This is a genomic window from Isobaculum melis, assembly GCF_900111355.1.
GTDB classification, from domain to species: Bacteria; Bacillota; Bacilli; order Lactobacillales; family Carnobacteriaceae; genus Isobaculum; species Isobaculum melis.
Window position 1 is genome coordinate 75,741 of the sequence record NZ_FOHA01000007.1, and the last position, 10,474, is coordinate 86,214.

A 10,474-nucleotide genomic window follows, 5' to 3' on the forward strand; every position below is an offset into this window, starting at 1 on the left:
CAGGAATAGCACCTATCTGACATCATATCTTATCTTTACTTTCTTTTAGCTCATAAAAAGGTTCTCCTCAAAGTTTCTTTCCAAGCTGTATAAAACTATTGAATGAAGAGTATTCCCCTATTATATACCTTTTAAAATCACATTCATATAATTATATATATAAATAGCTAAACGTGTCAACATCATTATGAAATGAATAAAATTTAAAGGGTATTTCTATCAAGAAATATAAAAACAGCCTAACAAAACCAACTTTCTTCCATCAAATTGACATAACATATCCACTACTGTAGTATATATCCAAATACTTTTAAGAAAGAATGGTGATAAAACATGGGGTTAATTGTCATTATCGGTCCACAAGCGGTTGGAAAAATGACTGTTGGAAAAGCGCTTGAAGAACAAATTAACGGGAAGCTGCTTTACAATCATCAAACCATCGATTTATTTGCTAATTATTTAGGCTACAATCAGCATGCTTTTCGTTTATCAGACATGACAAGAAAAGAGTTATTCAAAGCTTTTGTTGAAAATAGACCCAATAATTTAGCGGAGCATCTCATCTTTACTGTTCTCATCAATTTTGATTTAGATGAAGATATTGCCTTTCTAAATGAAATCAGTCAAATTTTCCTTACCCAGAAAGAACCCGTTTATTTTATTGAACTAGAAACGGATTTAAAGACACGTTTAGAGCGAAATGTTCAAGAAAGTCGTTTATTAGCAAAGCCTTCTAAGCGAGATTTGAATTTTTCTAGAAAAGAACTATTAAATGCGCATCAACAGCATCGTTTAAACACAAGCAAAGATGAAATGGCGCAACAATTTCCTCAGGTTCATTATCTGAAAATTGATAATACCTATTTACCAGCTGACCAAGTTGCCTCTCAAATTGTGTCAACCTGGTTTTCATAAATAGCTACCCCTATTTGACTTCTATCTGGCAATCCTTTAATATTTTACACAATGCTCATCAACTATTTTTAGTGAGAATGGGCATTTTTATTTAGAGGAAATAAAACAAACTATTTTGAGGTGTTTTCATGAAAATCTTAATCGCTGAAGATGAAACTGAATTAAGAAATGCCATCGCTGAAGGGCTTAGAATGGATGGTTACGCTGTTGATACCTGTGATAACGGGGAAACAGCCAGTCAACTTTGCTTTGCTGAAACCTATGACCTGATGATTTTAGACTTAAATTTGCCCAAGCTAGATGGTTTTGAGGTTTTAGCAGAACTTAGACAGCACAACGCTGAGTTAAAGATTTTAATTTTAAGTGCTAGAACAAGTGTATTGGATAAAGTAAAAGGGTTAGATTATGGTGCCAATGATTATTTAACCAAACCTTTTGAGTTTGCAGAGTTAGAAGCACGTATTAGAAATTTATTACGTAGAAATTTTGTTCAACAAGATAACATTCTCTCCTATGACCGGGTCAAACTAGATCTTTCCAAACACCAAGTTTGGGTGGACGGAACCCTGATGAATCTCACAAAAAAAGAGTTTTCAATTCTACAATATTTTCTCATGAATCCAGATAAAGTCATCAGTCAAGAAGAATTAATGGCACATGTTTGGGATAGCCAGGTAAATAGTCTAAGTGGAGCAATTAGAGTACACATTGCTTCTTTAAGGAAGAAATTAGTTCATCTATTAGGCTATGATTTGATTTATACAAAAATTGGCGCTGGTTATTATCTTGCTGGAAAGGATGGGATGTAAAGGATGAAAAAGCTATCTATTCGTATTCGCTTTACGGCAATGACTATCGGACTCCTCATCTTATGCGCTATTGGATTAACCATTGTGACTAATTATTCTGCCGGTAAAATGGCAGCTCAAATTGCTACAGTAACAACACCAGCTATGCAAGTACCTGAAACAATCCCAATTGATCCAAATCAACTAACGGATAACCAACAGTCTATGCTTGTTACTCAAAATACTGAAGATATTGAGAAAAACCAGAAAGTAATCAACCAATTTCACCTCACAAGTATGTTCTATATGTTCATCATCATCATTCTTGGTGGTATTGGTGCCTACTATATTTCTGGAAAAGCACTCTTACCACTAGCAAAGCTCAATAAAAAAATAAAAACTAGTACGATTACCAATTTATCTGAAAAAATAGAAGTTGGCACAACCCATGATGAAATCGCAGAGATTACCTTATCCTTCAATAAGATGACGGATAGGATTCATGAAGCCTTTGTTTCTCAACAACAATTTTCTGGCAATGTTGCCCATGAACTAAGAACGCCTCTCGCTATTTTAAAAACAAAAATAGAAGTCTTTAATAAAAAAACAGAGCGCTCTGTTGAAGAGTATACGGATTTAGTTTCCGACCTTGAAAAACAAATCCAACGTTTATCGGAAATTGTGCAAATTTTATTAGATTTAACGAGCGTTGACACGATTGAAGACAAAGAAATGATTGTTATTGACGATTTGATCAACAACATTCTTTATGAGCTTTCAAGTATTGCAAATCAAAAGCAGATTCACTTTGCGACCAGCTACCAGCACCATGAAGTTTATGGAAACATCGATTTATTATATCGTATTTTTTATAACCTGATTGAAAATAGCATCAAATACAATGGATTAAATGGACAAGTCTTGATTGAAGCAATGCTCAATCAAGAAGGTCAAACTGTGATTCAAATTCGTGATACAGGGATTGGTATCCCAGAGTCACGCCAAAAAAATATTTTCAATCCTTTTTATCGTGTAGATGAGTCTCGCTCTCGTTCAATTGGTGGCGCCGGACTTGGTTTATCTATTGTAAAGAATATGATTGAAAAGCATGATGGTACTGTTTCTGTTAAAGCAAACCAACCAACAGGTAGCTGCTTTATCATAACTTTACCTAATCCAACTTAATTTTCCACAAAGAAAAACTAAGAGAACCAGTTTCTACTGAATTCTCTTAGTTTTTTTCTTAACAGGAATTTAACACCCTCTCAGATATAATAGCCTTAACAAAATGAGGAGGATTAAATATGTTCAAATTAAATAATCTTACAAAAAAATATCATGAAAATGAGGCACTATCTCATGTTTCTCTTTCAATTGAGAGTGGTATGAATTTTATTATCGGTGCTTCTGGCAGTGGAAAATCAACATTATTAAAAATAATGACAGGTGTAGATACAGATTTTGATGGCTCAGTCTATTTTTATGATAAAAATATAAAAGAGTTAAAGCAACATGAAAAAAATAACTTCTATAACAATGTTTTTGGGTTTATTTGGCAAGATTTCAACCTATTAGAGCAGTCAACTGTCTTAGAAAATATCTTACTACCAACTTATTTAAAAGAAAAATCTCAACTAAAAAAAGCAAAGCAATTCATCCGAGAACTCAAATTAGGAAATGTTGAACATCAACAAGTTAAAAATCTTTCTGGTGGGCAAAAGCAACGTGTGGCAATTGCTAGAGAATTGATGAAAGAGCCTCAAGTTATTTTAGCAGATGAACCAACTAGTGCTCTGGATAAGGAATCCGCTCAGTACATTATGGAGATTTTAAGAGAAATATCTAAAACAAAACCGGTGATTATTGTTACACATGATACTTCTTACATTACAGAAGAGGATACCGTATTTGAGTTGGACAAAGGAGCTCTTATCTCTCAAAAAAATGCCCCTAAAAAACAATCTGAGCAAAGTTTCACAAAAAGAAAAAAAAGCTATTTTTCATTCAAGCATATTTTAGCACTCACTAAAAATAACTTTCGACGCCATACAGGTAGATTTTTAACTTCAGTTCTGTCTTTGGCAGTAGCTTGCTTCTTTTTACTTACTGTCACAGGTAATAGCGTCAGCAACAGTAGTCAATCTGCATTTGATGAAGTATTCGATATGTATGGTGATAGCGTCTTAGATATTAGTTTATTTGATGCTTTTACAGGTGGAGCAAGCACAACTGAAAATGATCAAAATAATCCCAATGTTGATGTAAATCAAGATATTGGACACTTATTTGATCAATTTAGCAAAGATGATCGCGTTGAATTTGTTAGTTATCTCCAACCATTTGACAATATTTCCATTCAATTTAACGGTCAAACTTATGCTATCAATAATTCTGGAAATATGCCAGTAATCAATAAATTAATTGCTGGCACAATTGCGACAGGTAAGGATAACGAAGTCGTTGTTCCTGAAAGTTTCACAAAAAAAATAGGCCTTTCACCTGATGAAGCATTAGGCAAAGAAATAACATTTCAAGGTGAAATAAACGAGTTTAATAACAATACACCTAAAACATTTCCTGTTAAGACAAAAGTAAAAATAGTTGGTGTATTGGATGCTAGATTAATCACAAATTATGAGGGTCAAAAAGATGAATACGATATAGAAGATTCATTCCTATTCAATCAGTCTGCACTTTCTGATTTATTGAAATCAACTAATAAAAATCTTAATAACTTAAGTTTTATTATTCGGCCAAAAACGCCAGCAGATATGATTGCAATCAAAAACGAATTAAATCAAACAGGGATTGTTCCTTTAGGAAACTTTGAAGTCATAGAAGATCTTGTGAAGCTCAACACTCAATCTACAGAACAATCTTCTAATGCAACGACCATTCTATCTATTCTAGTCATTGTTATGGTCTTGGCAATTGCAGTGATTACTACACTTTTAAGAAAACGAGAATATGCAATTTTTAAACTCAATGGTTTTTCCAATCTACATCTAAGACTATTAACAATCTTTGAAACCTTTATTCAAGCATTAAGTGCTTTCGTCTTATTGTTATTAACTTCACCAATACTAAATCAGCTTAGTCTGAAATTTTTCCAGGTTTCAATTATTCATTCTTCAACAATTATTACTTGTTTATTATTAGCACTTGGTGTATCAACGATTAACTTTGTTGTAGCGGAAGTCATCTATGATTCAACAAATATTTTTAACACATTAAAAACAGGAGAAAAATAATGATTACACTTCATAACTTAACAAAAGAATATGGGCAGACAACCATTCTGGATCAAGCAAATTATCAATTTCCAGAAAAAGGCTTCATTTGCCTATTGGGTGAGTCAGGAAGCGGAAAATCAACATTAGTTAATTTAATTGCTGGCTTTGATACGGATTATACGGGAGAAATTATCGTAGATGATACGCCCTTAAATAGCTTATCAGAAGCACAATTAGGAAACTATCGCAAAGATTATATTGGTTTTGTGTTTCAAAATTATCATCTGCTCAGTGGATACACCGTTCTAGAAAATATTTTACTTCCTTGTGAACTAACAAGCACAAATCAAGCAGAAAGCAAAGCTTATGCAAGAAAGTTATTAGCTGATTTAGGGATTGCAGAAAAAGAAAATGAACAGGTGCAAAATCTTTCTGGTGGTCAAAAGCAACGTGTGGCAATTGCTCGGGCATTAATTCAAAAGCCCAAAATGGTGATTGCAGATGAACCAACTGGTGCATTAGATAGAAAAACTGCTACCGAAATGATGGACATTTTAAAGGAAATCTCACAAACGAAGCTTGTAATTCTCATTACTCATGATACACAGCTTTGTGAGATTGCAGATGAAGTGATTCAGATAATAGATAACAAGCTTGTGATTCAACAGCCAGGTCTCACAATTGAAAATAGTCCAGCTAAAAAAATGATGCTACAACCGCCAAAGAAAATCAATCTTTTTAAAATGGCTGCTAAAAATTTTCGTGTTCGCTTTCTTAGTTATTTTTTTATCTCACTTGTCTTTTCAATCGGTATTCTAAGCTTTATTACAACGTTATCTTCAGGACAACTGATGACACATGCCATTCAGCAATTTAAAGAAAAAAATACCTCTTTTAATAATGGGTATATTTCCTATCAAGAAGACGATAATAGTTATCAAATACTATCGGCAGATCAACGAGTTGAAAATGTTTATAAGCAATATAAAATACAACAAGTGACCTTATCTTCTGACGATTTCAGCATGACCATGCCAGAAAAATATCCAATGCCAAAAACTACTGAGTCAATGTCTTATGGCACTATGCCGCGTATTCAGAAAAATGAAATTGCGATTACACCTAGCTTAGCCAAAAAATTGAATCCGCAAATTGATCAATTAATTGGTAAATCACTAACCGTGACTTACCAAGGAAAAGAATATCCCTTAACGATTAGCGGTATTTATAATGCTGGATATGATGATTTTTTTGTTAGTTCTGATATTGAACAAGACTTTTATCAGGGAATAGATAGTCAGTCATATGAGGCGATTCACTATGATGTGAAAAAATTTGAAGATATTGTTCCGGTGACGGAAGAGCTAGCAGAAAAAAATATTCAAACTAAAACTGCTGTGACTGAAGTGAAAGCTTTACAAAAATCTTTTAAGCAACTCAAAACATTATTTACCTTGATTTCAATGATTATATTGTTGATTGCATTATTTATTGTTATCATGATGCTGCTGAAATTACAGCAAACACGTTATCATATGGTCGGCCTGCTGTATTCCTTTGGGTTTAATCAGAAAAATGTAAAAAAATTACTGTTTATTGAGAATTTATGTTTAGCAATGATGACTGCAGGCTTCACAAGCTTACTGCTGTTAGGCCTACAGCTCATTGCTCAGTTAACTAAGATTGATTTCAGGATTACGCTGAATGAATGGTTCCTCACTATTTCTGCTTCAGTCCTCATCATTCTTGTGACGCATCTGGTAACAAGCTATAGGCTTTTCAAGGTACAACCTATTGTTGCTTTGAAAAAATAAATCTTAAGCCATTTAATCATTCTTATTTCTAGGAACAGAAAAAGACCAATCACGGCTGTGATTGGTCTTTTCTCTATCATTAATCTTCCAAATGCATGCCGATTTCAGTATCACTGATACTATAAACATTTTCACTTGAAACACCAATTTCTTTTGGTTCCATGTTGCGGTATTTCGCCATACCAGTACCAGCTGGAATGATTTTACCGATGATAACATTTTCTTTCAATCCAAGAAGCGGATCGCGTTTACCACGAATAGCAGCGTCTGTTAAGACTTTAGTTGTTTCTTGGAATGAAGCAGCAGATAAGAAACTATTTGTTTCTAATGATGCTTTTGTAATACCTAGCAAGACAGGACGTGCTGTTGCAGGTACTTCGCCAGCCATTAGTGTCTCTGCATTTCGATCAGTAAATTCACTAATATCCATCAGTGTTCCTGGTAAGATAGCTGTGCTACCTGGATCCATTACACGAACTTTACGTAGCATTTGACGTACCATTACTTCAATATGCTTGTCACCAATTTCTACCCCTTGCATACGGTAAACTTTTTGAACTTCACGTAACAAGTAATTTTCTACTGATAACACGTCTTTTACGCGTAATAATTGTTTAGGATCAATTGAACCTTCTGTTAACGGTTCGCCACGTCTAATTGTGCCACCTTCTTCTACTTTCATACGAGAAGTGTAAGGCACTTGGTAAGAACGCGTATCAATTTCACCTTTAATGGTTACTTCTTTCGTTCTGTCAGAAGCATTTTCCTCAATAGACACAACAACACCAGTTACTTCACTGATAACAGCTTGTCCTTTTGGATTACGTGCTTCAAAGATTTCTTGAATACGAGGAAGACCTTGAGTAATATCGTCCCCGGCAACCCCACCTGTATGGAAGGTACGCATTGTAAGCTGTGTACCTGGTTCTCCGATTGATTGAGCGGCAATTGTTCCAACTGCTTCCCCAACTTCAACTTCTGAACCTGTTGCTAAGTTACGTCCATAACAATGTTTACATACACCATGTTTGGTATTACATGTGAAGACTGAACGGATTTCAATTTCTTCAATTCCTGCATCAATAATTTCTTTCGCAATGTCTTCAGTTACGATTTCATTTTCACCAATGATTTCTGCACCTGTTTCAGGATGAACAACTGTTTTACGGATGTAACGTCCTAATAAGCGCTCTTCAAGTGGCTCAATGACTTCGTTTCCTTCTTTAATTGCGTGAATAACTAGACCTCTATCAGTACCACAATCTGTTTCACGAATGATTACATCTTGGGCTACATCAACTAGACGACGAGTAAGGTAACCAGAATCGGCTGTCTTAAGGGCTGTATCGGTCATACCTTTACGAGCTCCGTGAGTTGAGATAAACATTTCCAAGACGGTCAAACCTTCGCGGAAGTTTGATGTGATAGGAAGTTCCATGATACGACCATTTGGCGCTGCCATCAAACCACGCATACCTGCTAATTGCGTAAAGTTGGAGATGTTACCACGGGCTCCAGAGTCACTCATCATGAAGATTGGGTTTTTAGAATCTAAGCTTTCCATTAGTTTGATTTGAATGCGGTCTTTGGTTTCATTCCAAACAGCAATAACTCTTTCATAACGCTCATCATCAGTAATTAAACCACGACGGAATTGTTTTGTAATGTTATCTACTTGTTTGTGTGCTTCGTCAAGCATCGCTTGTTTTTCATGTAAGACTACGATATCCGCAATCCCTACAGTGATACCAGCACGTGTTGAATGTTTGTAACCTAAATCTTTCATTCTATCTAACATTTTTGAAGTTTCAGTAATATGGAATCGTTTGAAGACTTCAGCAATGATATTTCCTAGGTTTTTCTTCTTGAACGGTAAGATTAATTCTTGCTCTTTAATAAAGGCAGGAATGTCTGTACCAGCTTCTACAAAGTACTTGTCTGGTGTTTGTACTTCTAAGTTATAAGCTGTTGGCTCATTCAAGTAAGGGAATTCTTTTGGCATAATTTCGTTAAAGAGTAATTTACCTACTGTTGTTACCAACATTTTACCGCGTTGGCTTTCAGTAAATGGTTTTTCTGCTAAAGCAGTTGTTGTTACCCCAATTCTAGAATGCAAATGAACATAACCATTTTGGTAAGCAATTAAAGCTTCATTTAAATCTTTAAATAGCATACCTTCGCCTTCGCGACCATCTTCTTCCATTGTTAGGTAATAGTTACCTAATACCATATCTTGAGAAGGTGTTACAACTGGTTTACCATCTTTTGGATTCAAAATGTTTTGTGCAGCGAGCATTAACATACGTGCTTCTGCTTGGGCTTCGTTACTTAATGGAACGTGAACCGCCATTTGGTCTCCATCGAAATCGGCATTATAAGCTTCACAAACTAGTGGGTGCAAACGAATGGCACGGCCTTCAACCAAGGTTGGTTCGAAAGCTTGGATACCAAGTCTGTGTAACGTTGGTGCGCGGTTTAGTAAAACTGGATGCTCGCGAATCACTTCTTCTAGGACATCCCAAATTGCTTCGTCTTGACGATCAATTTTGCGTTTTGCATTTTTAATGTTGCTTGCAATATCTCTTGCTACTAATTCTTTCATCACAAAAGGTTTGAACAATTCAATTGCCATCTCTTTTGGTAAGCCACATTGATACATTTTAAGGTTTGGTCCAACTACGATAACTGAACGACCTGAGTAGTCAACACGTTTTCCAAGTAAGTTTTGACGGAAACGTCCTTGTTTCCCTTTTAGCATATGAGAAAGTGATTTAAGTGGACGGTTACCTGGTCCAGTAACTGGACGGCCACGACGACCATTATCAATCAAAGCATCAACAGCTTCTTGTAACATACGTTTTTCATTTTGAACGATAATACTTGGTGCCATTAAGTCTAACAAACGTTTTAGACGGTTGTTACGGTTAATTACACGACGGTATAAGTCATTCAAATCGGAAGTCGCAAAACGACCACCTTCAAGCTGAACCATCGGACGTAAGTCTGGAGGGATAATTGGCACAACGTCCATAATCATCCATGCAGGCTCATTACCTGAATGACGGAAAGCTTCTAAAATATCTAAGCGACGAATGGCACGTGTACGTTTTTGTCCTTGTGCAGTTTTTAATTCTTCTTTTAATTCGCCAACTTCAGTTTCAAGATCAACCGCTTCTAGTAAACGTTTAATTGCTTCTGCACCCATACCAGCTACAAAGCTTTGACCATATTGTTCACGTTTTTCACGGTATTCTCTTTCAGTCAATAATTGTTTCTTCTCTAGTGTTGTATCACCTGGTTCGATGACAACATAAGAAGCAAAATAAATCACTTCTTCTAAAGCTCTTGGGCTCATATCTAAAACAAGACCCATTCTACTTGGAATTCCTTTGAAATACCAAATATGTGATACTGGGGCAGCTAATTCAATATGTGCCATCCGTTCACGACGAACTTTTGAACGGGTTACTTCAACACCACAGCGGTCACAAACAATTCCTTTATAACGGATACGTTTGTATTTTCCACAAGAACATTCCCAATCTTTTTGAGGTCCAAAAATACGTTCACAGAACAAACCATCACGTTCAGGTTTTAGTGTACGATAGTTAATGGTTTCTGGTTTTTTTACTTCTCCATAAGACCAGCTACGGATCTTATCTGGTGATGCCAAACCAATTTGCATGTTTTCAAAATTATTAACATCTATCAAGGGGCGTACCTC

Annotated in this window: 6 protein-coding genes; 5 read left to right on the plus strand and 1 reads right to left on the minus strand. The window is 35.4% G+C overall.

Annotated features, from left to right (window positions below):
• The first annotated feature begins 333 nt into the window (after positions 1-333).
• The 5 genes from BMW29_RS07070 (at position 334) to BMW29_RS07090 (ending at position 6,750) form a co-directional block, all read left to right on the plus strand.
• Positions 334-915 carry a DEAD/DEAH box helicase family protein gene (locus tag BMW29_RS07070; protein ID WP_092651847.1) on the plus strand — a complete coding sequence of 194 codons (582 nt, stop codon included), beginning with the start codon at positions 334-336 and terminating at the stop codon, positions 913-915.
• 128 nt (positions 916-1,043) lie between these two features.
• Positions 1,044-1,724: a response regulator transcription factor gene (locus BMW29_RS07075; RefSeq protein ID WP_092651849.1), complete on the plus strand. Its 681-nt coding sequence runs from the start codon at positions 1,044-1,046 to the stop codon at positions 1,722-1,724.
• A gap of 3 nt (positions 1,725-1,727) precedes the next feature.
• Entirely contained in the window at positions 1,728-2,888 is a 1,161-nt protein-coding gene (locus BMW29_RS07080) for a sensor histidine kinase (RefSeq protein WP_092651851.1), read from the plus strand.
• A 119-nt stretch (positions 2,889-3,007) separates the two neighbouring features.
• Positions 3,008-4,954, plus strand: coding sequence for an ABC transporter ATP-binding protein/permease (locus BMW29_RS07085; RefSeq protein ID WP_092651853.1), 1,947 nt, complete (start codon positions 3,008-3,010; stop codon positions 4,952-4,954).
• A complete protein-coding gene (locus tag BMW29_RS07090; RefSeq protein WP_092651855.1) occupies positions 4,954-6,750 on the plus strand; it encodes an ABC transporter ATP-binding protein/permease in 1,797 nt (598 codons plus the stop codon). The genes BMW29_RS07085 and BMW29_RS07090 overlap by 1 nt, the downstream gene beginning before the upstream one ends.
• Positions 6,751-6,829: 79 nt before the next feature.
• On the opposite strand, the gene rpoC is transcribed toward BMW29_RS07090, so the two are convergent.
• Positions 6,830-10,462 carry a DNA-directed RNA polymerase subunit beta' gene (gene rpoC, locus BMW29_RS07095; protein ID WP_092651857.1) on the minus strand — a complete coding sequence of 1,211 codons (3,633 nt, stop codon included), beginning with the start codon at positions 10,460-10,462 and terminating at the stop codon, positions 6,830-6,832.
• Positions 10,463-10,474: the final 12 nt, after the last annotated feature.